Origin of the sequence: Vibrio sp. R-1 (assembly GCF_035615595.1) — a bacterium.
Lineage (GTDB): Bacteria > Pseudomonadota > Gammaproteobacteria > Enterobacterales > Vibrionaceae > Vibrio > Vibrio cholerae.
Map to the genome: position 1 here is coordinate 1 of NZ_WPDC01000005.1, position 25230 is coordinate 25230.

Annotated in this window: 18 protein-coding genes; 15 read left to right on the forward strand and 3 right to left on the reverse strand. The window is 42.6% G+C overall.

Annotated elements, in window-relative coordinates; translation table 11 throughout:
- The first annotated feature begins 284 nt into the window (after positions 1 to 284).
- The 14 genes from vexG to GOU96_RS01835 all read left to right on the forward strand — a co-directional run bounded on the left by vexG (position 285) and on the right by GOU96_RS01835 (position 18330).
- Positions 285 to 1343, forward strand: a complete 1059-nt coding sequence (gene vexG / locus GOU96_RS01770) for a vibriobactin export RND transporter periplasmic adaptor subunit VexG (protein WP_267781018.1) — start codon at positions 285 to 287, stop codon at positions 1341 to 1343.
- Positions 1343 to 4453 carry a vibriobactin export RND transporter permease subunit VexH gene (gene vexH, locus GOU96_RS01775; RefSeq protein WP_000266712.1) on the forward strand — a complete coding sequence of 1037 codons (3111 nt, stop codon included), beginning with the start codon at positions 1343 to 1345 and terminating at the stop codon, positions 4451 to 4453. The genes vexG and vexH overlap by 1 nt, the downstream gene beginning before the upstream one ends.
- A gap of 421 nt (positions 4454 to 4874) precedes the next feature.
- Positions 4875 to 5381, forward strand: a complete 507-nt coding sequence (vpsU, locus tag GOU96_RS01780) for an exopolysaccharide regulatory protein-tyrosine phosphatase VpsU (RefSeq protein WP_032473315.1) — start codon at positions 4875 to 4877, stop codon at positions 5379 to 5381.
- 242 nt (positions 5382 to 5623) lie between these two features.
- Positions 5624 to 6742: a UDP-N-acetylglucosamine 2-epimerase (non-hydrolyzing) VpsA gene (gene vpsA, locus GOU96_RS01785; RefSeq protein WP_033932366.1), complete on the forward strand. Its 1119-nt coding sequence runs from the start codon at positions 5624 to 5626 to the stop codon at positions 6740 to 6742.
- 19 nt (positions 6743 to 6761) lie between these two features.
- Positions 6762 to 8003 carry a UDP-N-acetyl-D-mannosamine dehydrogenase VpsB gene (vpsB, locus tag GOU96_RS01790; protein WP_267781015.1) on the forward strand — a complete coding sequence of 414 codons (1242 nt, stop codon included), beginning with the start codon at positions 6762 to 6764 and terminating at the stop codon, positions 8001 to 8003.
- Positions 8004 to 8113: 110 nt separating this feature from the next.
- Positions 8114 to 9256 carry a VpsD family glycosyltransferase gene (locus GOU96_RS01795; RefSeq protein ID WP_267781013.1) on the forward strand — a complete coding sequence of 381 codons (1143 nt, stop codon included), beginning with the start codon at positions 8114 to 8116 and terminating at the stop codon, positions 9254 to 9256.
- Positions 9253 to 10662 carry an oligosaccharide flippase family protein gene (locus GOU96_RS01800; RefSeq protein ID WP_267781011.1) on the forward strand — a complete coding sequence of 470 codons (1410 nt, stop codon included), beginning with the start codon at positions 9253 to 9255 and terminating at the stop codon, positions 10660 to 10662. The genes GOU96_RS01795 and GOU96_RS01800 overlap by 4 nt, the downstream gene beginning before the upstream one ends.
- The gene (locus GOU96_RS01805) at positions 10659 to 11861 is read left to right on the forward strand and encodes a VpsF family polysaccharide biosynthesis protein (protein WP_267781009.1); all 1203 of its coding nucleotides are present in this window, start codon (positions 10659 to 10661) and stop codon (positions 11859 to 11861) included. The genes GOU96_RS01800 and GOU96_RS01805 overlap by 4 nt, the downstream gene beginning before the upstream one ends.
- Positions 11858 to 13009: a glycosyltransferase family 4 protein gene (locus GOU96_RS01810; RefSeq protein WP_174499640.1), complete on the forward strand. Its 1152-nt coding sequence runs from the start codon at positions 11858 to 11860 to the stop codon at positions 13007 to 13009. Before GOU96_RS01805 ends, GOU96_RS01810 begins: the two co-directional genes overlap by 4 nt.
- Entirely contained in the window at positions 13010 to 14350 is a 1341-nt protein-coding gene (gene vpsH, locus GOU96_RS01815) for an exopolysaccharide biosynthesis protein VpsH (protein WP_258501668.1), read from the forward strand. It abuts the gene before it with no gap.
- Positions 14347 to 15423: an exopolysaccharide biosynthesis glycosyltransferase VpsI gene (gene vpsI / locus GOU96_RS01820; protein ID WP_258501667.1), complete on the forward strand. Its 1077-nt coding sequence runs from the start codon at positions 14347 to 14349 to the stop codon at positions 15421 to 15423. Before vpsH ends, vpsI begins: the two co-directional genes overlap by 4 nt.
- Positions 15420 to 16592 carry an exopolysaccharide biosynthesis protein VpsJ gene (gene vpsj, locus GOU96_RS01825; protein ID WP_113629012.1) on the forward strand — a complete coding sequence of 391 codons (1173 nt, stop codon included), beginning with the start codon at positions 15420 to 15422 and terminating at the stop codon, positions 16590 to 16592. Before vpsI ends, vpsj begins: the two co-directional genes overlap by 4 nt.
- Positions 16582 to 17334: an exopolysaccharide biosynthesis glycosyltransferase VpsK gene (vpsK, locus tag GOU96_RS01830; protein ID WP_042988508.1), complete on the forward strand. Its 753-nt coding sequence runs from the start codon at positions 16582 to 16584 to the stop codon at positions 17332 to 17334. The genes vpsj and vpsK overlap by 11 nt, the downstream gene beginning before the upstream one ends.
- 207 nt (positions 17335 to 17541) lie before the next feature.
- Positions 17542 to 18330: an RbmA family biofilm matrix protein gene (locus tag GOU96_RS01835; RefSeq protein WP_042988509.1), complete on the forward strand. Its 789-nt coding sequence runs from the start codon at positions 17542 to 17544 to the stop codon at positions 18328 to 18330.
- A gap of 222 nt (positions 18331 to 18552) precedes the next feature.
- Here the strand turns inward: GOU96_RS01835 and GOU96_RS01840 are convergent, their stop codons facing one another.
- Positions 18553 to 19779 carry a glycosyl hydrolase family 28-related protein gene (locus tag GOU96_RS01840; RefSeq protein ID WP_113629011.1) on the reverse strand — a complete coding sequence of 409 codons (1227 nt, stop codon included), beginning with the start codon at positions 19777 to 19779 and terminating at the stop codon, positions 18553 to 18555.
- Between the two features lie 264 nt (positions 19780 to 20043).
- On the opposite strand from GOU96_RS01840, the gene GOU96_RS01845 reads away from it, so the two are divergent.
- Complete coding sequence (locus GOU96_RS01845; protein WP_174499636.1) at positions 20044 to 22917, forward strand: beta-prism lectin domain-containing protein; 2874 nt, start codon at positions 20044 to 20046, stop codon at positions 22915 to 22917.
- Positions 22918 to 23111: 194 nt separating this feature from the next.
- On the opposite strand, the gene GOU96_RS01850 is transcribed toward GOU96_RS01845, so the two are convergent.
- Entirely contained in the window at positions 23112 to 24428 is a 1317-nt protein-coding gene (locus GOU96_RS01850) for an O-antigen ligase family protein (RefSeq protein ID WP_042988512.1), read from the reverse strand.
- Positions 24429 to 24603: 175 nt separating this feature from the next.
- Complete coding sequence (locus GOU96_RS01855) at positions 24604 to 25209, reverse strand: hypothetical protein (RefSeq protein WP_258501658.1); 606 nt, start codon at positions 25207 to 25209, stop codon at positions 24604 to 24606.
- Between the last annotated feature and the right edge of the window lie 21 nt (positions 25210 to 25230).

Consider the following 25230-nt stretch of genomic DNA (forward strand, 5'->3'; position numbering starts at 1 on the left):
GGGTGTTTTCTTTTCATTTTCTGAAAAGCTTAAGTGATGTTTTCCCAACACATCGCTCAAGTGCGGAGCGCATCTTATCAAACTCGCTCTCTCTGTAAACTGTTTTTTTAGCAAATTGAATCGAATGATGGCTTTTTGGGCAAAGACGCAAATAATTGACCATTTTAGCTGCTTAAGTCACAGCGAACCTTACACTTTTACTGGCAATCTTTACGTTCCTTGACGTTTCAGTTGCGTATAACTCGCTACAATATAAACGGATTTTTTAGACACTAAGCCAAATCATGAACAAAAACACTGTACTTTCATTGACCTTACTGACCCTGCTAATGAACAGCGCTGTGCTATCGGCCAAAGAGCCAAACCAGCCGCCCACGATTTCTGTTGTGACAGAGTCGGTTCAATCCCAGCAAATTTCTCAATCTCTTTCTGTTGTGGGTAAGCTTAAAGCCGAGCAATCGGTCGATATTGCCGCCGAAGTGGCGGGTAAAGTGAACATGATTGCGGTGCAAGCCAATCAGCAAGTCAAAAAAGATCAGATTCTGATCAAATTAGATGATGACAAAGCTCAAGCGGCCTTGGTGGAAGCGAAAGCTTATTTACAAGATGAGCAGCGTAAACTGACGGAATACGAGCGCTTGCTAAAACGTAATGCGATTACGCCCACGGAAATTGATGCACAGCGCGCCCGCGTGGAGATTGGTCAAGCGAGATTGAATGCCGCTCAGGCCAATTTGGCCGATTTACACATTACTGCTCCTTTTGATGGCACGGTTGGGTTTATCGATTTTAGCCGCGGTAAGTGGGTGAGTGCGGGCTCTGAATTACTGACGCTGGATAATCTTTCCTTGATGCAGCTCGATCTGCAAATTCCAGAACGTTATCTGCCACAGTTAAGTAAGGGCATGAAGGTGCAAGGCAGTAGCGAAGCGTGGCCAAACGTGCAGTTTGAAGGTTCGGTGGTGGCTGTGGATTCGCGTATCAATCAAGAAACCTTAAATTTACGAGTGCGCGTGCATTTCCCCAATCCAGATCAGCGCCTCAAGCCGGGCATGTTGATGTCGGCACGCATCCATTTCCCCGCTATTAGTGCACCTATTATTCCAGTGCAGGCTCTTGAGTATTCCGGCACCAAACGTTTTGTTTACGTGATTGGTGAAGACAATGTATCCAAACGACGTGAAGTGAGTCTGGGCGCTCGGGTTGAAAATCAGGTCGTGATTGAGAAAGGCTTACAGATTGGTGAGAAAATTGTCGTTCAAGGTATAGTCAATATGCGTGACAACGCGCGTGTTAGCGAAGTCACCGTAGAAGGGCGTCCGCTGAAGAAGGATGACAAATAATGTGGTTGTCAGATGTATCGGTAAAGCGCCCTGTCGCAGCGTTAGTACTGAGTATGTTGCTGTGCGTGTTTGGTGTGGTCTCTTTCACTAAACTCGCAGTACGTGAAATGCCGGATATTGAAAGCCCTGTGGTATCGGTTTCCACCCGTTATCAAGGCGCTTCGGCCACCATCATTGAAAGTCAGATCACCAGCGTGCTGGAGGATCAATTAGCGGGCATCAGTGGGATTGATGAGATTACCTCAGTTAGCCGCAACGGTATGTCTCGTATCACGGTGACTTTCGAGCTTGGTTATGATCTCAATACCGGTGTGAGTGACATTCGTGATGCGGTAGCTCGGGCGCAGCGTTCACTGCCTGAAGAAGCGGACGATCCGCAGGTGTTCAAGAATAATGGCTCTGGTCAGGCGTCGGTCTATATCAATCTCAGTTCCTCAGAAATGGATCGCACTCAGTTGACCGATTACATCGAGCGGGTGTTGCTCGATCGGTTTAGCTTGATCTCCGGTGTGAGTTCGGTGGATGTCTCTGGCGGCCTCTATAAAGTGATGTATGTACGCATCAAGCCAGAACTGATGGCGGGGCGCGGCGTTGCGACCAGCGATATTTCCGATGCACTCAACAAAGAGAACCTCGAAAGTCCCGGGGGGCAGGTTCGCAACGATTCGACCGTGATGTCGGTGCGTACCGCGCGCGGTTATCAATCTGCTGAAGATTTTGAGTATCTGGTGGTGAAACGTGCCAGTGATGGTACTCCCATCTACCTCAAAGATGTTGCGGATGTGTTTATTGGGGCGGAAAACGAAAACTCGACCTTTAAAAGTGATGGCATCGTCAACGTGAGCATGGGGATTGTGCCGCAATCCGACGCGAACCCGCTGGAAGTGGCGAAGCGCGTGCATGAAGAAGTGGATAAGGTTCAGCAGTTTTTACCCAAGGGTACCCGTTTAGCCATTGACTATGACTCAACGGTGTTTATTGAGCGCTCAATAAGCGAGGTGTATAGCACACTCTTTATCACGGGTGGCTTAGTGATTTTGGTGTTGTACATTTTTATCGGCCAGTTGCGAGCCACCTTAATTCCTGCGGTAACGGTTCCGGTTTCGCTGATCTCGGCCTTTATGGCTGCGTACTACTTCGGATTTTCTATTAACCTCATCACCTTAATGGCGCTGATCTTATCGATTGGTCTGGTGGTCGATGATGCCATCGTGGTCGTTGAAAATATTTTTCACCACATTGAACGGGGCGAAAAACCTCTTTTAGCCGCCTACAAAGGTACACGAGAAGTTGGCTTTGCCGTGATAGCCACGACTTTGGTACTGGTGATGGTGTTTCTGCCGATCTCGTTTATGGACGGGATGGTTGGACTCCTGTTCACTGAATTCTCCGTACTACTGGCGATGGCCGTGATTTTCTCTTCTCTGATCGCGTTAACGCTGACGCCAGTGCTTGGTAGTAAGCTTTTAAAAGCCAATGTAAAACCGGGACGTTTTAATCAGTTGATTGATAGGCTGTTCGCACGACTGGAATCGGGCTATCGCCAAGTGGTAAGCCGAGCCATTCGTTGGCGTTGGGCGGCGCCGGTTGTGATTGCGGCTTGTATTGGTGGTAGTTATGGTTTGATGCAGCTGGTGCCAGCTCAGCTAACCCCTTCCGAAGATCGCGGTGTGATTTTCTCTTTTGTGCGTGGTGCTGATGCCACCAGTTATAACCGCATGGCGGCTAATATGGATTTGGTTGAGCAGCGGTTGATGCCCTTATTGGGTCAAGGCTTTTTGAAATCGTTTAGTATTCAATCACCTGCTTTTGGTGGTAACGCAGGTGACCAAACCGGTTTCGTGATCATGATCCTTGAGGATTGGAATGATCGCACCGTTACTGCTCAGGAAGCATTAAGCCAAGTACGTAAAGCCTTAGCGGGGATTCCTGATGTGCGAGTATTCCCATTCATGCCCGGTTTTCGTGGGGGCTCTAATGAGCCTGTACAGTTTGTGCTTGGTGGCTCGGATTATAGCGAGCTCAAAACGTGGGCTGAGAAGTTAGAAGAGGAAGCGGAGAAGTCACCGTTTATGACGGGGGCTGATATCGATTACTCAGAAAAAACGCCAGAGTTGGTGGTGACGATTGATAAGCAGCGCGCGGCGGAATTAGGGATAAGCGTAAAATCGATCTCCGATACGTTAGAGGTGATGCTGGGTGGCAAAAAAGTGACGACCTTCGTTGAGCGTGGTGAAGAGTATGATGTGTATCTGCGCGGGGATGAAAACAGCTTCAACAATGCGGCGGATTTAAGCCAAATCTATATGCGAACCGCAACCGGTGAACTGGTGACACTGGATACGGTGACGCGTATTGATGAAGTGGCGTCAGCGATTCGTTTGGCGCACTACAATAAACAGAAATCCATCACCATTACCGCAAACCTAGAGGCTGGGTACACGTTAGGGCAAGCGCTCGATTTTCTTGACCAAAAAGCGCAAGAAATACTGCCAAATGATATCTCCGTTAGCTACTCGGGTGAGTCGAAAGATTTCAAAGAGAACCAATCAAGCGTGGCCATTGTGTTTGCACTGGCGCTGCTGGTTGCCTATTTGGTGCTGGCTGCTCAGTTTGAAAGCTTTATCAACCCGCTGGTGGTAATGCTGACGGTACCTATGGGGGTGTTTGGCGGTTTCCTTGGGCTGTTTGTAATGGGACAAGGGATGAACATTTACAGCCAGATTGGCATGATCATGCTGATTGGTATGGTCACCAAAAATGGCATTTTGATTGTCGAATTTGCTAACCAACTGCGTGATCGCGGTGTTGAATTTGAAAAGGCGATCATTGATGCATCGGCGCGCCGTTTGCGTCCAATCCTGATGACGGCTTTTACGACACTGGCTGGCTCTATTCCTTTGATCGTCTCAACAGGTGCAGGCTATGAGAGCCGAATTGCGGTCGGTACGGTGATTTTCTTTGGGATGGGGTTTGCAACCTTAGTGACCTTGTTGGTGATTCCTGCCATGTATCGCTTGATTTCTGGTTCAACCCAAGCCCCCGGTCATGTTGAAGCAGAGCTCAACCATGAGCTGCAACAAGATGTGAAAGGCCGCGCTCAACACTAGATTTGGTTCTCCCATCGCTTTGTGTAGTGGGAAGATTTATATCTGCTGCAATGGATGGATATTGTTGTATTAGCAATATCCATCCATTTTTTCCTATCCTTATCCTATTGATGCAGCCGTGTTATTTACGTTGATGCTTATGCACTCGATGACCACCTAGCTGCAACTTTAAGTCTTTTGGGCATTTAACGAAGATGTCAACCTTCATTTATTAGTAAATATGCCCTGTCGTATTATTGATTCAAACCGATGGCTTTTAATACTAATACAATAAATAAAACTACTTTCGTTTTACTGCTTTAGTTCTAATTAATATCCAGCTCAATTATGAGACAGACATTATTGGTAAGCTTAGGATACTCTGATAGTAGGTAGGTTGCGTATTGCTTTAACAATATTAAATCATGTGCGTAGTTGGTGTATGAAGGTTAAAGGTTTATCAGTATTAGTCGTGTGTGCAGGTAATTTGTGTCGTTCACCAATGGCAGAGATTATTTTACGCGATAAGATCCGGCAGAAACGGTTGAATATCCAAGTACGTAGTGCTGGCACGCTAAAGACAGGAAAAACAATGCCTGATGATAAAGCGTTACAAGCGTTACAGGATTATGGGTATCACCCTATGGTCAACCCAGTCCAGCAAGTGACTCAACAAGACTTTATCGAGCATGATTTTATCTATGCTATGGATAGGACCAATCTTGCTGATTTGCTCGATATCTGTCCTGCAGAGCATAAAAACAAGCTGGCTCTTTTTCTTAGCAAGGCGAATCGAAAAGAAAAAGAAGTACCCGATCCCTATCGGCGCAATAGTGAATTTTTTCAACGTACAGCTTTGTTGATTGAATCTGGAGCGGTGGCTTTGGTTGATTCTTGGCAAGAGCAGGGGTTAAGTAATGAGTACAACGAAAGTTTACAGAGAAGTTAAGCTTTTTGTATGTTCTTTTTTGCCTTGAGGAAAACCATAAGGTTTCAAGTAAATACGATTATTAATAACGAAAGAATTTAAATAATAAGCTGACATACATTGGTAATCTCTCTCGTTGAGATTAAATACAACAACACGAAATAATTCAGTGTTCGCTTATGTATATGTTCCTTATTTAAGGAGCAGTGGGATTTTATTGCTTGAATTTTGTGAAATTTCTTTTTTAAAGAGGATGTGGGGAAGTGAAAAAAGTTCTCATCGTATTTGGTACGCGCCCAGAGGCAATCAAAATGGCACCTTTGGTGCAGCAACTCTGTGAAGACAATCGTTTTGTCGCCAAGGTATGTGTAACGGGCCAACACCGTGAGATGTTAGATCAGGTATTAGAGCTGTTTTCGATTACGCCTGATTTTGATCTCAACATCATGGAGCCAGGGCAAACACTCAATGGCGTGACCAGCAAAATCTTGCTCGGTATGCAGCAAGTGTTGAGTAGTGAACAGCCAGATGTGGTTTTAGTGCATGGTGATACCGCTACTACTTTTGCAGCCTCTTTAGCCGCGTATTATCAACAAATTCCGGTAGGGCATGTTGAAGCGGGTCTGAGAACGGGCAATATCTATTCCCCTTGGCCTGAAGAAGGTAACCGCAAACTCACGGCTGCACTCACGCAGTACCACTTTGCACCCACTGAAACTTCGCGTGCCAATCTGCTGCAAGAAAACTACAACGCAGAGAATATTTTCGTCACTGGCAATACGGTGATTGATGCGTTGTTGGCTGTGCGTGAAAAGATCCATACCGATATGGATCTACAAGCCACTTTAGAGAGTCAGTTTCCAATGCTTGATGCGAGCAAAAAGCTGATCTTGGTAACAGGACACCGCCGTGAAAGTTTTGGTGGTGGCTTTGAGCGTATTTGCCAAGCGCTGATCACTACCGCAGAGCAGCATCCCGAATGCCAAATTTTGTATCCTGTGCATCTCAATCCGAATGTGCGTGAACCGGTCAATAAGCTCCTAAAAGGTGTCAGCAATATTGTCTTGATTGAACCGCAGCAGTATTTGCCTTTCGTTTACTTGATGGATCGCGCACACATTATTTTGACTGACTCTGGCGGTATTCAAGAAGAGGCGCCCTCGCTGGGTAAGCCAGTTCTGGTGATGCGTGAAACGACTGAGCGTCCTGAAGCGGTGGCTGCGGGCACGGTGAAATTAGTCGGTACCAACCAACAACAAATTTGTGATGCGTTAAGCTTACTACTGACTGACCCACAGGCTTATCAAGCCATGAGTCAGGCACACAATCCTTATGGGGATGGTAAAGCTTGTCAACGTATTGCGGACATTTTAGCGAAATAGACTCATCAGGGGATGACAGATGTTTAATAAAGTTTCAGTGATTGGCCTAGGTTATATTGGTCTGCCAACAGCAGCCGTTTTGGCCTCTCGTGGTTTAGATGTGGTCGGTGTTGATGTCAACGCCCATGCAGTGGATACCATCAACAAAGGCGAAATTCACATTGTGGAGCCGGATCTTGATATCGTGGTACGCAGTGCTGTCATGACCGGGAAACTCAAAGCGACATTAACAGCTGAGCCTGCCGATGCGTTTTTGGTGGCTGTTCCTACACCTTTTAAAGGGGATAACCACGAACCGGATCTTAGCTACATTGAAGCGGCGGCAAAAACTATCGCTCCCGTTCTAGCTAAAGGGAACTTGGTGGTTCTAGAGAGTACTTCCCCAGTAGGCACAACCGAAAAATTGGCGCAATGGCTTGCAGAAGCGCGTCCAGATCTGACATTTCCTCAGCAAAAAGGCATCGCTGCGGATGTGAAGATTGCGTACTGCCCAGAGCGTGTGTTGCCGGGTTATGTCCTACAAGAGCTTGTGAGTAATGACCGCGTGATTGGTGGCGTGAGTAAGGCTTGTAGCGAAAAGGCTGTTGCCCTGTACAAAACCTTTGTAAAAGGTGAGTGCATTGTCACCAATGCGCGTACGGCGGAAATGGCTAAATTAACCGAAAACTCATTCCGTGATGTCAACATTGCCTTTGCCAATGAACTCTCTTTGGTGTGCGACAAATTGAAAATCAATGTATGGGAATTGATCCGCTTAGCCAACCGCCATCCTCGTGTGAGCATTCTTAACCCAGGCCCTGGTGTCGGTGGCCACTGTATTGCGGTTGATCCGTGGTTTATCGTTAATAGCTGTCCAGATGAAGCGCAATTGATCCGTACTGCACGTGAAGTCAATGATGGCAAACCTCATTGGGTTGTGGATCAAGTTAAACAAGCGGCTGACCAATTCAAAAAGCCAATCATTGCTTGCCTAGGCTTAGCGTTTAAAGCGGATATTGATGATCTGCGTGAAAGTCCAGCCTTGGATATCACTAAACATCTGGCTGAAAGCAAAGTGGGTCAGTTGTTGGCGGTTGAACCAAATATTACTGAACTACCTAGCAAACTTGCGAAGCAATGTATCGAGTTGGTTTCTCTAGAGCGCGCGCTTGAGCTCGCCAATATCGTTGTCGTGCTGGTCGATCACAAAGAATTTAAAGCGGCGGATAAAACCGAGTTTGCTAAGAAAGTGGTGATTGATACTCGCGGAGTGGTGGCATGAGTTCACGTTAAGCCCCAAAAATAGATACCAATGTCGACAGGACTCAGATCACTTGAACAAAGCGGTCTGAGTTAAATATTTAGTTCATAGAAGAAGATGGAAGAGAACTGATGAAAAAAGTATTACTGATCATGCCCATTTCAACCCTTAACTGGGGAGAGAAAAATGCAGGTGGTGTGGATTCAGTATGCCAGATGTTAGTTCGCGAGTTAGCTAAGAGTTCTGGTAACTATTTTTATCGAGTTTTAGCTTTCGATCCATTTTGTCAGGTTAAGTATACGGGAGAAGTGATCAATCTATCAGAAAATGTACAGGTAATACGTTGTCCATCAAATGAAAAAAGAATAATTCGATTGCCAGGTATTATTTCGACAAACTTACGAGTTCTAGAGCAAGTGAAACTATTCAATCCAGATATTGTACATTCTCATATTAATTCTTGGCTTATTGGTGTTAATAATAAATTAAGAAGGATAGCGACATTACACTCTTATAAAGGAATTGGTAGAAAGTCGGTTTCAAAAATGAATGATTTATTTCATGTTAGGATCGTTCCTTGGCTTTCTAATATATATATAGATGAATATACTTGTGTTGGTAATATCCTAAAGGATAGTCTTGTTCGAGATACAAATAAACCTATTTTATTGATTGAAAATCCAATATCAAGTGATTACTTCTATTGTTCTAGAAATATAAAAAATAACAAGAAATTAAAACTAGTAACATGTGCTTTAATAACAAAGAGAAAGAGAATTGATAAGGCTATAGATGTTGTTGCATTATTGAATAGCAGTGGCATAGATTCCCAATTAAGTGTTATCGGGCCAGTCTCTGATATTGAATACTATAGCGAGCTTGTTAAACAAGTTGAAATGTTAGGGTTATCAAACAGAGTTAGATTTCTTGGTGCAATGAACAGTGCTGAGATCATTGGAGTTTATAAAAGTTCTAATTTTGGAATTTTTTGCTCTGAAGAGGAAACTTTTGGTTTGGCACCAATGGAAATGCTGGCCGCTAAATTACCATTGATTACTACTAGAGTCGGTATTTTTAAAGAGAGGTACTCTGAATTTAAATTGCTTGGTGTGCACTTCTTTGAAGATATAGAAAATAATGATGAATTAGTGAATTTATTCTTAAGTAATAACTGTAGTAGTTCATATGAAATTGTTAAATATGTAGAAGATAACTTCTCCGTTTCTGATGTGATTAAACAATATGAAACAATGTACTCAAAGGTAGTAGTATGATATCGAGTCTATTCAAATATGCTCCGGTGCAAGTTTTCTCGTCGCTTTGTCTATTTGCTTTGATTGCAGTGCAGACTCATTTTCTCTCTATAGAGGATTATGGAATCTTGGCCATAATTATGGTTTTTATTGAAGGTGTAAGAGCAATATCATCGCAATGGCTAATTATTACATTACTAAGATATTACCCTGCTTCTGATATAACAGAGAAAGCGAATCTAGTCTCAACTACTTCTGTTATGACTTTACTGCTCGCGATTCCTGCATTGATTACTATTTTTATTGCATTGTACGTTTATGAAATATTTACAGTAAATATTTTATGCTCATCATCATTATTGCTTTTGATGAAAGTAGCATACATGTATAGAGTTGAATTATGTCGGTTGAATGAAGATATCGATAAATACAGGAAAGGAGTCCTAGTTAATTCTATATCATCTATTGTTTGCTCTTTTTTGATTCTTTACATATGGCCGAGTATTACTTCTGCTATATTTTCACTAGCATTATCTAATTTATTTGCCTTGTTCTTCTTGAAAAATGAATTAAAAACCAATTTTGAAATAAAAACCTTTAAGGTAATCATCTCTTATGGTTTACCAATTATGATTTCTGGTGGCATTATTGCGATTGGTTCAAGGTTGGATAGGCTATTTATTGGTAAGTTTATTGGTCTTGAAGAGACTGGTATATACTCTGCTTTCTCAAATACTTTAATGGGTATAATTAGTTTGGTTTTTATGGTTATATCAGTTCCGCTATATCCAGAGTTGACAAAAAGTACGAATAATAAAAGTGAATTAATAAATAAGCACCAACACTACTTAGATGTTCTTGTGGCAATAACTTTACCATCACTTCTTGGAATTTGTTTCATAGCAGAACCTCTTATTAAGGTTTTTTTATCACAAGAGTATCTGAATCAAGGTGTAGAGCTATTTTGGATTTTAGCTGTTTCAGTATATGTTTTAAATTTAAAAATGCATTATATAGATCATGGTCTACAGTTTTTAAATAAAACAAAGTACTTCCCGTTTGTAGCTTTCGTATCAATACTAGTGAATATCACTTTATTGAGCCTTACTCTACGAACATTAGGAGTTTACGGGGCTGCTTGGATAATACTTATTTCAAATACTGTAGGACTAATTTTAGCTATGTTTATCGCACTATACTTTGGCTATCGTTATAGATTTGGATTGAATATAGCTAAAGTTATGCTCTCATGTGGGCTAATGTTAGTGGCATTATTGTTAAAAGAAGCATTTTTCCAGAATTTAGAGCCATGGATAGATATTATTATTTCGGTTTGTCTTGGATTTTTAGTTTATAGTATATCAATGTTCATCCTAAATGCTTTAAAAATAAAAGATTTCCTTACAAGAATAATGGTGATGAGATGAAGGAGAAAACAGTCTATTTATGGTTATGCCTAGTCTTATATCTTGCTTACTTCTTCGGAGCCTATCTATTAGAATCTATTGGTATTAAATATGTTTCTGAAGGAGGGTTTGTTTTATTTAAGATCCATGTTTACTCTTATATTCTTATAGTTGTATTTATAAACAATCTCTCCAAGTTTGGTGTGAGTGGTTTTCTTTATAAACTTGGTTATATAAAGAAATACTGGCTGTCGGCCATGGGGGCAACTATTATTGTTATGTGCTACGGGCTATACAGATTTGGCACATCTGGTATGGCATATATGATTGACACTATATTTACCCCTTTGATTCTAATATCTTTGGTTATTAGCTTGGATGAGTCTTATAAAGAAAGTCTTATGAGAATTATGGCTTATCTTATTTTTATAAACTCATTATTGGCTATTTCTGAATTTGTTCTTTCTAAAAGCATTATACCAGTAGAGTTTTCAAGTTTTTCATTTTTTAGATCCACTGCATTTATGGCTCATCCTCTAAATAATGCACTTATTACAGCAACTTTAGCCTATATTCTTAGTGATAAAACAAGAATTCCACCGATAATATATGTGTCTACCGCTCTTCTGGCTCTTTTTTGTTTTGGGGGGAGAGGCTCAATGGGGGCATTTATGATAGGTTTATTTGTAGTCTCTCTACCTGCGTTATATCAATTTTTAACAGTTGGTGTAAGAACTACAAAAATTAGGCTTGCTACTACTCAGCTAGTGGTTTTCATTTGCATAATATTAGTTGTGTATATTGTTATGTATACGGGTATATCGGAGCGTATACTTAGTAAACTCTATGTTGATAATAGCGCGCAGGCTAGGTTTGATGTTTTTATATTATTAGATTCTCTCTCTATGAGTGAATGGTTTTTTGGGGCTTCCCGACAGTTTTTAGATAACATTTTCTATATATCTGGTGTATTGGTCGTCGAAAATTTCTTTATAGATTGGATTTTAAAGTTTGGCTTACCACTTTCTTTATTATTGATTTATTGTTTGTTAGCCATCCTTATGCACTTAACTCAATCTAGAATGCCATTGATGGTCATGATTGGAGTGTTTATTTTAGCCAGCGTGACTAACAACTCACTAAGTGTAAAGACGCCTGCAATACTTTTTTTAATGTTAGTTCTATCTGCAAATTATCAGATTTATAGGTATGAAAAATGAAAAATGTCTTATTCGTTCCTGGATTTGTGTGTGATACATGGTCACCTATTGAAAAATATACAATAGATCTGGCTAATGAGTTAAGTGACGAATGTAATGTAATCTGGTTCGTACCTTCAATTGAGTCACCATCTAATAAATTTAAGCATGAAGGTAGTCGTTTTAGCCTTCGTAGACCATTATTTATTGATAAAATAAATAATGATAAAGCGGAGCTGTATTATTATAGTTGCTCTAAATGGAATGTTCATAAATTCTATCTTTTGCTAAAGAATATTATTAAGAAACACCAAGTTGAATATGTCTATGTTCAATTTGGGTATGAGCGTTATCTTATTCCTATATTGTCAAAAATATTAGGGGTCAAAGTTATCTACCATGAACATGGATATCCCCCGGCTTTAAAATACCCACGGATTAGAAAGATATTCTATCAGCTATTTGTTGATAGATTCTTGACAATATCGAATTTTGTTGCAAGTGAGCTGCCTCAAAGCAAATCAACTTGGGTTGTCTATAATTCTATCGACGTTAAAGATAGAAATAAAATTCTAGAGGAAAAACAAGATGCGGCTAAATTAAGAGAAGATATTTTATCTGGTGGTTTCGAAAAAATCGTAGTTATGGTTGCTGCATTTCGTGATATGAAAAGGCACGATTTGGCACTGAATATTATAAGTAAAATAAAATGTAGATCTGATCTAAAAATAAAATACGTATTTCTTGGTGTAGGTGATTTATTTGAGTTTTATTTATCTGAAGTGGAACGATTAAATTTACAAGAAGAGATACTCATGCCAGGTCATGTCAATAATGTATCTGAATACTTGGCTGCCGCTGATTTAAGTATGCTTACTTCTCTAGCTGAACCTTTTGGTGTGTCACTCCTTGAGTCCATGAACTATATGCTTCCTACTTTGTCATTTTCATCTGTGTCAGCAAATGAAATTATTGATAATGGTGTGGATGGTTTACTTATTCCTTTAGGAGATACTGAATCATATGCAGAGACAATAGTTGATGTTCTTACAAATAATTCTCTCGCCCAAACTCTTGGCGAAAATGCTTATGAAAAAGTTTCAGAAACATTTAGCAATCCAGTATGGAGACAAAAAATAAAATTTAGCTTCATGGAGGCGCTTAAATAGATGTTTACCAGTTCACTTTATGTTAAAGCACCAATCTGGCTGCAAAATGTCATGCTTTCTGTGCGGGCGCTGTCACGCAAAATGGTCAGAGAAAATGGTGAGATGCGCGCGGTGTTGCAAGAGATCCAAGCTAACGAGTTTTCACGTACTCATTTAGCTGATTATCAACACAAGCAGCTACAAAAAACCTTGGCGAATGCTCGTAACCATGTGCCGTTTTATCAGGATTTAGAGCTGCCTAATCTTGAGCTTGAGGCTTTCCCTTATCTCGATAAATCCGTATTACGCCGTGAGCACAAACAGTTTATCTCACAAAATAAACCATCAGTGGTGGTGAAAGGGGCGACCAGTGGCACAACGGGTACGCCTCTGACTATTTTGCAAGATAGGCATTCGGTTATTCGTGAGCAAGCCTTTGTCGAAAGACAGTTGGCTTGGGCTGGATATCGTAAAGGGGATAAACGAGCGTGGATCCGTGGCGATATGGTGGTGCCATTAAGCCAAAAGCAAGGACCATTCTGGCGCTACTCTTGGTTTGAGCAGATGATAGTGCTTTCATCTTTCCATCTGACATCACAAACGATGTCGAGTTACCTGCAAGCCATGGTCGATTTTGGGGTTGAAGTGATTCAGGCATACCCTTCTTCGATTGCTACGTTAGCCCGCTATCTAGAAGCTAACCAAAGTTATTATCCGGCGAAGCTTAAATCCATTATCACTTCATCAGAATCGTTGTCAGCAGAAGATAGACAGGTGATTGAGACACGCTTTGGCTGCAAAGTTTTTGACTGGTATGGCCTATTTGAGCGAGTGGCTGCGATAGGGCAGTGTGAGCATGGTCGCTACCATTTGCTCTCCGACTATTCGCATGTGGAATTGTTAGCCGCAGGCGACGGGCGTTACGAGTTGGTCGGCACTAACTTTAATAATCAGTATTTCCCTTTGATCCGCTATAAGACCGGTGATCATGTGCATTTATCTGAAAACGAGGCTTGTCCTTGTGGTCGAGTCTTTCCTGTGATTGAGCGTATTGAGGGAAGGATTGGTGATTATCTCGTCGGTGAAGACGGTCAAAAGGTGCATATTCTTAACCATATACCCAAAGGTATCGCTGGGATTATGGCATGCCAATTTGTGCAGAGTGAGCGAGGGCAGATTGTGGTGAAAGTGGTGGCTGATGCTGAGCAATTTAATCAAGAGCAGCAAAAACAGTTAATCAGCAATACTCAAGCTCGCTTAGGAAGCTCGCTCAATGTCACGATAGACATAGTGTCAGCACTTGAGCGCACTGCAAACGGTAAGATTCGCCAAGCGATTTGTACCATCAAGGATGTACAGTGAGAAAAAACATTAATCTAATGATCGCCACAGATCTGAAAGGACAAGGTGGTGTGGCAACAGTGGTCTCAACCTACGCGGATTGTGGTTTTCTAGAAGAAAACCACATTAAGTTGATTGCCTCACACTCAAGTTTGGACCACGGGCAGAAATGGCGAATGACATTGCGCTATATGCTGGCACTCTGCCAATTGTTGTACTGCTTTATGCGTTACCGAGTCGGCATAGTGCATATTCACATGTCATCAAGGGGAAGCTATCGACGTAAGTCTGTGATTGTGCGTCTGGTTAAATTTTTGAAAGGAAAGGTTATTCTGCACTTACATGGCGCCGAGTTTCGTGATTTCTATCGAGATGAGTGCAATATGGTTCAGCAAAGGCATATTCGACACACTTTTGCTTTGGCGGATCATGTGCTGGTTCTTTCAACTCAATGGCTCGCATGGCTACAAGAGGTCATAGGTAGAACACAAGGCGTTTCTGTTCTGTATAACGCCGTACCCAGTTTGGCTTTAGATCGCCACCTTGCTCAACCTGGCCGTATTGCCTTCCTTGGTCGTTTGGGGACGCGCAAAGGAGTCGGTGATTTGATTCAAGCCTTTAAGTTAGTTAAGCAGCGCTGCCCAGAAGCACAGCTGTATCTTGCTGGCGATGGTGAGATTGAAACCTATCAAGCGATGGCTGAGCAGCTTGGCTTGAACGGGTCCGTTCACTGTTTAGGCTGGATAGCTGGCGAAGCTAAGCTCAAATTATTGACCCAAACTGATATTTACTGCTTACCCAGTTATAACGAAGGCTTTCCTATGGGCGTTATAGAAGCTATGTCGGCAGGGATTCCCGTCGTCGCAAGTCGAGCGGGCGGAATCCCTGATGCGATCAGTGATGGTGAGCAAGGCCGTTTAATTAAGGCTGGTGATGTGGTTGCTTTAGCGCAAGCACTCGGAGATCTGATCGAACAGCGTGCCGAAAATCAACGTATTGCGACCGCGGCGAAGCAAAAGTTTGCTGAAAACTTCTCTTTGCAAGCGGTGATCCCGCGTCTACAAACACTTTACGATGAGCTTTTAAAATCATGAAATCAACGACTGTAGCTGACATTAGCCAATGTTTATTGAATAAAGCTCGTACAGAACAATTCGCAGGATACGATCCTTTTGATGGGCTCAATTCAAGCTGGTTCAAGCGCTTACCGATAAGCAAAGATTCGACTTTTGGTTTAGCGTGGATCCAGTTGTTCAAACGTTCACCGATGAATCTTCGCCCATGGCTAGGTGTGCCCAAAGCGCGAAACCCTAAAGGCGTGGCTCTGTTTATTCTCGGATTAATCGAAGAGTATCAAGTGACAAAAGATCCCGCTTTGCTCACAGAAGCGGAGCAACTGGCGCAGTGGCTAGTGACTCAGCGTTGTGATGAGCAAATCTGGCATGGTGCCTGTTGGGGATATCATTTTGATTGGAAAGCGCGTGCATTCTTTGTTCCTAAGGGGAAGCCGAATGTGATCACGACAGTCTATGTCAGTCGTGCCTTACACCAATTGGGGCAACTGACGGGGCGAGCTGACTGGGTCGACTTGGCGCTGCGCAGTGGTGATTTTATTGCTGGCCATTTATTGACTCAAAATGAGAGCGGGGAGTTTTTTGCGTATATCCCCGGGGAAACGGCATTTGTACACAACGCCAGTTTGTGGGCGGCTGCTTGGTTGGCGGTGGTTGGCCGCGAAACGTCTCGCCCTGATTACACCGAGTTGGCATTACGCATTGCGCGTAACAGTGCTCAAGCTCAAGCTGCCGATGGCAGTTGGGCCTATGGCACTCGTCATCATCATGGATTTATTGACGGATTTCATACGGGCTACAACTTAGAAGCGCTACACCTTATACGAACGACTTTAACGACAAACGAATTTGATGAGGCGATTGCACGCGGTTTTCATTTTTACAAGCAGCATCTATTTGAAGCCGATGGAACGGCGAAGTATTACCACAACAATCCTTATCCACTGGATCCACACTCAGTATCACAGGCCATTATTACCTTGCTCAGTGTTGGTGGTGAGGAGAGTGATGTTGTTTTGGTTAAACGAGTCATTCAGCGTGCTATTCAAACGTTATATATGCCTGAGCGGGAGCAGTTTGTCTATCAACGTAACAAACGTTGGGTTAACCGAATTCACTACGCGCGCTGGACACAGGCGTGGATGTACTTTTCATTTCGTTTTTATTTAAGAATTACCAATGAGGAATAACCGATTGAAACGCATTAATTTTCTGGGTAGCCCGATGGATGTGGCTTCGATGAGTGAAACGGTTGCGCTGATCCGCGATCGCATTTTGCGCCAAGAGTTTACCCAGCACGTGGTGGTCAATGTCGCTAAGTTGGTCAATATGCGTAAGGATCCGGAATTGGCTCAGTCCGTGACCGAGTGTGACATTATCAATATCGATGGTATGGGGGTGGTTTGGGGCGCACGCTTTTTAGGTCACCAGGTTCCCGAACGAGTGGCGGGCGTTGACTTATTTCTTGAGCTCAATGCAATGGCCGCACAAGAACAAATGCCCGTATTCTACCTCGGTGCAAAGCCGGAGATTGTTGAAAAAACGGCAGCCGTGATGCAGGCAAAACACCCACAATTAGTGATCGCTGGTTATCACCACGGTTATTTTTGGGATGATGAGCAAGCGATAGTTGAAAAAATTCGTCAGTCAGGTGCAAAACTTCTGTTTGTGGCGATCACATCCCCGAAAAAAGAGAACTTTATCAACCGCTGGCAAGAGCAGTTAGGGGTGTTATTTGTGATGGGGGTTGGCGGGACATTTGATGTTGTCGCCGGTCATGTTTCTCGGGCTCCCTTATGGATGCAAAAAGCCGGATTGGAATGGCTATATCGTGTGTTACAAGAACCCGGAAGAATGTGGAAGCGTTATCTAAAGACTAATACTAAATATCTTTTTCTTTTATTGCGTGAAAAGTTAACTATTTCTAGGTAGTTGCTTAAACTTTAGTTTATTTGTAAGAGTGGGTTGAATTTTATGTCAGTTATTATATTTGATATTGTATTTTTGTCTTGTTTTCGATAAGTGCACAATCCTCTATAAAGTGGGGGATGTATTTCGCTTTTTTATCAATTACTCTTCTTTCATTGAAAACTCTTGTATCAATATCATCATCACTGTTCTAAAAGGAAGGGAAAAACTATGAACATTCGTCGTACTTATCTGGCTTCATGTTTTGCTTTATTATTCTCTGCGGCTTCTTTTGCAGAAGTTAATTGTGAAACTAAACCACTGATTGAATCAGACATTACTTTAAGTCAGAATCAGTTGGCTAGTATTGGTGGATATATTTCTAGCGATTTCTATATTGTTAATGAAAGCTGTGAAAGTATGAAGTTTAAATACTGGCTTTCAGTGAAAGGTCCACAAGGATTGTATTTCCCTGCAAAAGCTGTTGTTGGTGTAGACACTGCTTTAGAATACAATGCTGATTTAAGTACTGGTCGTAAATTGAATGTGACACGAGGGTTTTGGATTCCACAATATATGGCGGATGGCCAATATACTGTTTCACTACAAGTCGTTGCCGAAAATGGAGAAATATTCAAAACTGATAAGACTTTTGTGAAAGGTGTTAATCCTCATGAATTACCTGAGCTTGATCGTCTAACTATAGATATTCAGAATCAATTCGATATCTCAAGTGTTGAAACGTCAGGCTATATCCCGTTCTCTATCGCACTGAAAAATGGTCGTGAATCTGCAGCTAAAGTAGAGTTTTGGATGAATGCAATTGGTCCTAATGGATTGATTATTCCTGTTCATGCAAGAGAGAAATGGACTATAGAAAGTGGAGATACCTACTCTAAAATTCGTGGATTTAACTTCGATAAAAGTTATCCGGCTGGAGAGTACATTATTAACACTCAAATTGTAGATACAGTTTCGGGTAAGAGAGTGGAACAGTCAATGACAGTGGTAAAAAAATAAATTTACCTAGTCACTTAGTCGTATGTATAAAAACCGCCCATGGCGGTTTTTATTTTCTTATTTAAAACTAGTGCATGATGTGATGAGGCATTTTAGGGGGGGAGTTTACCGCTTTCCTCATTAATTATACCGATGATCTATTCTTCTTCCATTCACTCACTGTCTCTCTACCTATCAATCCAAGTCATTAGCTATATATCAATCCAAGTCATTAGCTATATATCAATCTTTAATAAAGTGCTGTATATAATAATGGTCACTATAAATTCTGTCATTGTTTTTAATATTGATGAACTTGCTTTTATGATCAATAGAAATGAATTTACTATAAGGCGTTAATTGATATTGATTACCAGTTATATTGACATGTTCGAAAGAAATGAGATTATCTTGGCTATTGGTTCTAATAATGGCTTTATATTGACTTTCAATTTCATTTCCAAAGTAAATATTTTCAAATGTGTTATCACTAATTTGAATGTTTTTGATGGATTGGTTGTTTGGGTCATTGATGCTAAAGCTTTGCAAACGTATACCTTGTTGGATGGCATCAAAAGTGTTACCTATAATGGAGATGTTTCCCCACTGAACATTTTGTTCCGTTCTAGAGTTTGGGTAAATGTTGATAGCGAACCCATTGATATTTGAAAATGTGTTTCCTGAGTAATAAACGTCAGAATAATAACTGACTTCATTTGAAGTGCCATTAATATTTTCAAATTGATTATTAATAACCTTAGCTCCCCTAGTATCAGCGCGTGCAGACAATTTTAACTTACAAGCATTAAATTGATTGTTATCAATAATAATATCCTGTGTGCCTGGCATTTCTGTTCCTGCTGTCGCTTGTGTTGTAGTGACTTGAGCGCAGTCTTCGAAGTGATTATGACTCACTTTTATTGCCATAGAGCCTGGTGGTATCGAGTGGTCCTGACTTGCCGTCGTCATGCGCAATGCGGCGTCACCAAAGCGAGCGAATTGATTTTGAACCACTAAGGTACCTTTAGTGCTGCCAAGGTAGACACCTTGCTCCCCCCACAAAGGTTTGAGGTCACCATTATTCAGTCCTTCAAAACTGAGGCCTTGTATCTTGAGATTTTGTGTGTAGGTGATATGGAGTAAGTATTCACCATTAAAAGAACGACATTTCTTTAATTTACTGTTTATAGAACCAATAATTTCAATGTTATTCTTTTCTTTTAAATAAAGCGTTTTGCAAATTTGGTATTCCCCTGTAGGGATAATTAAGGTATCACCATTGTTTAATTGATTGAGTGCATGTTGAAATGCGTTCGAATCATCCTCTCCATCATTCGCGATGGCGCCATATTCTATGACATTGTGAGAATTAACCTCTGAAAAAATAGCTGGGCTAAACAGAACAAGTGAAATAAATATGTAACGCAAGATGCCACCCTCTTTATCGAATTGATTTAAGTATAACAGCACCTAGAAAATGCTTCTTGAAAAAGAGAAAGAGATTCATTGTAGTCGATTTATTTCTCAACTTTGAGATGTCTCATTAGTGAGGCGTAAAAATAGGCGTTCTGTGTTGAAATGGCGCTTTCAGGTATTGATAATTCCGTCAGGTTGTTATTGGCAATCCGTGATACCAGTTCCTAGGTTTCAAAATCATAATTACAACAAATTAATCAGATGCATATCGCTTCTGGCTTTGAATAAAATTAACACAAGGTAAAGGGAGTCTTACAAATGACATCTCAGTATATTGCACTTGCTGTCGGTCTTTTGTCGTTGAGTAGTACCATGGTTCAAGCCACAACGAATGAAGCCGAAGGGTGTATTATCAGCCGCCTGAATGGCGAAAAATATTGTTTAAAAGTGGGAGAGCGCTCGGGCTACTCCCTCCCTAGCTGGATTTATGCTCATCCGGTAGATGTTCAGGCTCCGAGTGGTGTTTCTGTCATGCTAAGTGATTGGGATAACCTGTCTTATAACCGTTTGGCGGTGTTCGATCGTTATACTGGTAACGAAGATCTTAAGAATGTTAAAGCCTACAACGGTGCTTATTTAGATTTTTCTAAACCACGTTCAATGCGAGTACTGGCTTCTGAAAATTATCCTGAGGCTTGTATTGTGAGTCGCCAAACGGGTGAACGTTTCTGTTTAAAAGAGGGTGAACGCTCTGGTTACTCGCTACCAGCGTACATTTATGGCCATGAGGTTGATGTTGAAGCACCTCTAGGTTTGGGGGTCATGCTGAGTGATTGGGATAACCTTTCATACAATCGTCTTGCGGTGTTTGGTGGTAACACCCAGAACGAGCAAATGCGTGCAGTCAAAGCCTACAATGGCGAAACGCTTGATTTCTCAAAGCCACGCTCAATGCGCGTTGTCCCTTATGACGGTGACAGCTCGGCACTCAATATGAAACTTAAGTGGTCTTGGCAAGGCAGCGCTTTCCAACCTAACTCTAACCAAGTGATGGTAACGCCTATTGTCGCGCAACTGAACGATGACAATGGTGATGGCAAGATTGATGAAAAAGATGTCGCAGATTTGATCGTAGTGACGTTTGAAGGAAACAAATACGCCAATGGCGGCTTAGTGCGTGCTTTAAGTGGCGTGGATGGTTCTGAGCTGTGGAGCTATGCGAATGGTGGTGTGATCGCGGATGCGCGTTATTCGCCAGCGGTAGGCGATCTGGACGGTGACGGAATCGTTGAGATTGTGACAACCAACAATCGCGATCAATTCATCACGATTTTGGATAACCAAGGCAACATTAAAAAACAGATCCCAACGACAGAAAATGGCTGGCGTATTGTCGGTGATATCACGTTGGCAGATTTAGACCACGATGGCAGTGTAGAAATTCTGGCTGCAGATGGTGTGTATAACTACCACACCGGATTGGTCTTTAATCATCCTTGGGCGCCGTCCTCGATCAACGTTGATGTCGATGGCGATCAGCAACAAGAAGTCTTTTCGGGTGGTACTCTGTTTCAAAATAACGGTGCGATCAATTGGCAGTATCAAGCGAACGATGCGGTTTGGTTCTCTTCGCTAGTTAATCTAGATAATGACGCTGAGCCTGAGATTGTGGCCTCTGTACCTGCCACTTTTGCGACAGGTGATAACGCACGTTTTGCTGTGCTAGAACACGATGGCACCATTAAATGGGAAATCAACAACACAGCAAACCCAGGTGGTGGTGTGCAGGCGGTATCTAACTTTTTAGGTAAAGCTCAAGCCGTTGAAACGAGTGAGTTCTCAAAAGTCTATGGTTATCAGCCTAATAACAATCCTGCTTCGATTGCTTTGGCCGTCGATGGCAAGATCTCGGTTCGTTCAGGATTTGCGATTGATGCGATTGGTGCTTCTGCTTCGACGTTAGTCGGTGGTACGGGAGGCAACCTTAATGCCGCGGTTAACGTCAAAGATATTAAGGCGATTGACCTGACTTGGGGTAAATACTATTGGGGTGGTTATCATCTATTAGCGCTCGATTTTAGAATGAGCAATGGTAGCGTGATTTCTATGGGCTCTAAAAACTATGCTTACTCCAAGCAGACCGAGCGCTTTACTGTGCCAGCAGGTAGCCGCATTAAAGGCATCAAAGCTTGGACCGCGGGTTGGTTGTTGGACGGTGTTCAGTTTGAGTTAGCTACGCAAAATGGTACCAATGATCTGGATGTAAAAGGGATTGTTTACGCAGGCTATGCCGCTGTCGATATGTATAACAGCAAAGGCGAGCGTGTTTGGTCTGTAGCGAATGACGACACTGGCAGCGGTAAAATTGGTGTCTCTGCGTATGACTTTGATAACGATGGTATCGATGAAGTGCTCGTGCAAGATCATGCACGCGTGCGTGTATTAGATGGCAAAACGGGCAAAGAACGTGCGTCGCTAGCGCACTCCACGGCAACACTTTGGGAATACCCTATCGTGGTCGATCTGGAAGGTGATAACAACGCTGAGTTGATCGTTGCAGCGAACGATTTCGATCGCCAATATTCGATTAACCACGGGGTTTATGTTTACCAATCAGCGGACAGTGCGAAAACTTGGAAGAATGCGACTCGTATTTGGAACCAGCATGCTTTCCATCTCACCAACATCAATCAAGATGGTACTTTGCCGACTTTTGTTGAGCCAAGTTGGTTGAGCCATAATACCTACCGTTCAAGCACATTACGCGCTGCAGTGGGTGGTGAGTCTCCAATTTTCGGTTACTCAAATACTCAACAATCGCAACGTGTCGTGACGGCGGATAACCAGATGTATCTGCGTTCAGGTTTTGCGATCGATGCCATTGGTACTACCGCCAACAACTTAGTCGGCGGGCCGGTGCAAGGCACTAACGGTGGTGTATTAAGAGCTCCGATTGCACTTGATCAATTGCAATCAGTGGAGGTCACCTCTGGCCTTTATAACTGGGGTGGTTACCACATCGTGGCGATTAAATTCACGATGAAGGATGGCTCTAGCGTGTTATTGGGCTCAACCCACTATGCGAGCAATAAGAAAGTGGAAACATACACTGTGCCGCAAGGTAAACGTATCAAGCAGATTAATGTATGGACCGGCGGTTGGTTAGTTGAAGGCTTCCAGTTTGTCTACTAACGACTCATCGCTTTACTGAACTGCGAATAAAAATACCCCGATGCATCGGGGTATTTTTTTATTGTCATTCCTAAACCACCGCTTTTAGCGGTGGTGATTGTTTGTCATCCCTAAACTCCGCTTTGAACGTAAGTTATTGTTTCTACTATGTAAGTCATCACTTTCGCAGTGAACATGCAGGAGATGAAGAGCAATCAGGTTCTGGATGAGCGGTATTTCGGGGTAGGAAGCGTCATGCTCCAATTGGCGATTAATAGACAAAATAGAAAGTAGAGCGCCGTGGCTGGGGCTTGCAGTGGAAAATCCACACCCATGTGTAACAGCATCCCGATGATCGCCATTAAACTGCCAAGGCCAATACCACGCATAGTTTTATTGGTTCGATTGCGAAAGGCTGACAAAGCCCGCCATGCACAAAACAAAACCATGATGCCAAATACGCTGGTGGCAATCAGGCCTGACTCCAAGGTGAACTGCACATAATCGTTGTGTGCATGGTCATAAAAAAGCGCCACTTCGCCTTGATTGTAAGAGGGAAACGTGGAGTAAAACGTGCCATTGCCAAAACCAGTAAGGGGACGTTCTTGAATGGCGTTTAAGGCATCACGAACCACATCATCCCGCGATTCATTTTGCAAACTGGTTTCAGCTAAACGTTGGCGAACCTTATCTAAGCCAAACCAGTTACTGACAACCAAAGCATCCACAATAAATAAGCTCACGATCAACAGATAGAGGCTTTTCGGCTTCGTTTTATAGAAGAGAAGGATGAGCAAGCTTCCGATACTGAGTGCGACAAAAAAGGCGATATTGCCCATTCTTGAGCGGGTGAGTACCAGAGCGATCACCATAATGACCAAGCCCAGACGGATAAATGCTTTGTCAGAGAGGAGTATCGCCAATAATTTTTTTAGGGTGTTTCTCCAACCTTGTGTTGTTTGGTGATTGAGCTCAGCAATCAACAAACCAAAACCAAGACAAAGATTGAGCATTAGAAAATTGGCTAAATGGTTATGATAGACAAAACTTCCCGAGGCTCGTTGGTTTAACGGTAAGGAAAAAAACGGTGAGGTTTGCAATTCGAGCAGCAGGATTACGCCAGCATAGAAGGCCTGACAGATACCACTTGCGATCATAGTGGTCGCCAGCATTTTGAGCTTATGAGGGGTATCGACCAATAGCGCGGCAACCAAGCAGATTTGTAGGTAATGTAAGGATTTAACGGCAGAGATAAACACCAAAGCTTGATCGGATGATAGCCCCAAACTTGGCCAACTTTGCATCCAAGACCATAGAGTAAAAAGCGTCACTGGAATGAGAATGACTTTCGCTCGTTGTATAGCTAGCCACCACTGTGCTGCGGGGAGCAGAAACAAACAGCCTAATAATAAGAAGGCTACGTAAATTTCATTGAGCGACCATGCCCAAGGACGATTACTGCCAAGAGGGATTGGTAACCAGAAAACAAACAGTAAAAATGCGAAAAATAGAGTTTTGTGAAACGAAAGCATAAATTCGGTGGCTCAAAATAGCAGTATACCCACTTAAAGATTTGATCGATTTAAGTGGGTAATGAGGGAAATCCTTCAACTTGCTCCGCCATTTCATGGCCGGCTCATAACTCGCGGTTGCGTTGATTCGGTGTTTCCGCGCTGTATGGTAGGAATATCAAGTCAGTGATGTGGGTTAGTTCGGTGATGCAGTTCCACCACCATTACCGTTACCTGTACCAAAGGTATTGGTTAAGCCAGGAGCCAATGCAATTGGCGGCGGCGTAGCAATACCTGCCGCGGTTGGTTCAGTGATTGAACCTGGGTCGGCACCTCCCGCGATGGCGGCGATGATAATCTCGGTAGGGTCCATCAACCCAGCTTCGGCAACGGCATCAACGATCGCTTGAGCAAGCTCTTGTGGAGCACTTTCAATCGCGGCTTGTACCACATCGGCACGTCGTTCTTGAACGATACTGCGCACTGCGTCAACGGCGAGTTGTACTCGTTGGTCATCCGCAACATCACTAAAAAGCACGAGATAAATTTCTCGTGTTAGTGACGGATTTAGGTTGCTCGCAAGAGCGGCGATTTGTACGGTATTATCAGGACATGTCGCCATGAGTGATGCCACCGTTGTCAGTAGATCGGTAGTTTGATTTAAAGCGCTGTTCAACTGACTCTCTTGTGTACACAGAGCTGGATCAAATGAAGCGGTAGTGTTTATTTCAGATTCTGCGAATGCATTCATGCTAGGAAAAAATGCAATCAATAGCACTAGTGGTAATGGTATGGGTTTCATATTGTTTTGTTTTTCCTTTCG

What these genes read in the sequence shown, in the direction of transcription:
- vexG (WP_267781018.1), top strand. Translation starts at nt 285, where the DNA reads ATGAACAAAAACACTGTACTTTCATTGACCTTACTGACCCTGCTAATG.
- vexH (WP_000266712.1), top strand. Translation starts at nt 1,343, where the DNA reads ATGTGGTTGTCAGATGTATCGGTAAAGCGCCCTGTCGCAGCGTTAGTA.
- vpsU (WP_032473315.1), top strand. Translation starts at nt 4,875, where the DNA reads ATGAAGGTTAAAGGTTTATCAGTATTAGTCGTGTGTGCAGGTAATTTG.
- vpsB (WP_267781015.1), top strand. Translation starts at nt 6,762, where the DNA reads ATGTTTAATAAAGTTTCAGTGATTGGCCTAGGTTATATTGGTCTGCCA.
- GOU96_RS01795 (WP_267781013.1), top strand. Translation starts at nt 8,114, where the DNA reads ATGAAAAAAGTATTACTGATCATGCCCATTTCAACCCTTAACTGGGGA.
- GOU96_RS01800 (WP_267781011.1), top strand. Translation starts at nt 9,253, where the DNA reads ATGATATCGAGTCTATTCAAATATGCTCCGGTGCAAGTTTTCTCGTCG.
- GOU96_RS01805 (WP_267781009.1), top strand. Translation starts at nt 10,659, where the DNA reads ATGAAGGAGAAAACAGTCTATTTATGGTTATGCCTAGTCTTATATCTT.
- GOU96_RS01810 (WP_174499640.1), top strand. Translation starts at nt 11,858, where the DNA reads ATGAAAAATGTCTTATTCGTTCCTGGATTTGTGTGTGATACATGGTCA.
- vpsH (WP_258501668.1), top strand. Translation starts at nt 13,010, where the DNA reads ATGTTTACCAGTTCACTTTATGTTAAAGCACCAATCTGGCTGCAAAAT.
- vpsj (WP_113629012.1), top strand. Translation starts at nt 15,420, where the DNA reads ATGAAATCAACGACTGTAGCTGACATTAGCCAATGTTTATTGAATAAA.
- vpsK (WP_042988508.1), top strand. Translation starts at nt 16,582, where the DNA reads ATGAGGAATAACCGATTGAAACGCATTAATTTTCTGGGTAGCCCGATG.
- GOU96_RS01835 (WP_042988509.1), top strand. Translation starts at nt 17,542, where the DNA reads ATGAACATTCGTCGTACTTATCTGGCTTCATGTTTTGCTTTATTATTC.
- GOU96_RS01845 (WP_174499636.1), top strand. Translation starts at nt 20,044, where the DNA reads ATGACATCTCAGTATATTGCACTTGCTGTCGGTCTTTTGTCGTTGAGT.
- GOU96_RS01850 (WP_042988512.1), bottom strand. Translation starts at nt 24,428, where the DNA reads ATGCTTTCGTTTCACAAAACTCTATTTTTCGCATTTTTACTGTTTGTT.
- GOU96_RS01855 (WP_258501658.1), bottom strand. Translation starts at nt 25,209, where the DNA reads ATGAAACCCATACCATTACCACTAGTGCTATTGATTGCATTTTTTCCT.